The 220-nt window shown below is 66.8% G+C and carries 1 protein-coding gene; it reads left to right on the top strand.

Annotated elements, in window-relative coordinates; genetic code table 11:
• On the top strand, positions 1–220 hold a 220-nt coding region (locus E5W87_RS31385), incomplete at both ends, for a putative PEP-binding protein (RefSeq protein ID WP_292406617.1).

Raw genomic sequence — 220 nt, 5'->3', positions numbered from 1 at the left:
GGCGCGCGCCATTTTCGAGGCCGCCGTCGAGGCCGGCAGGAAGGCCGGCGCGCTGGTGGTTCCGGAAATCATGGTGCCGCTGGTCGGCCTGGTGAAGGAACTCGACTACGTCAAGGCGCGGATCGATGCCGTCGCCAAGAGCGTGATGGAGGAAACCGGCGTCAAGATCACCTATCTTACCGGCACGATGATCGAGCTGCCGCGCGCGGCGATCCGCGCC

Source organism: Mesorhizobium sp., from assembly GCF_004962925.1.
Lineage (GTDB): Bacteria > Pseudomonadota > Alphaproteobacteria > Rhizobiales > Rhizobiaceae > Mesorhizobium.
This window is presented reverse-complemented; position numbering and strand designations above follow the sequence as displayed.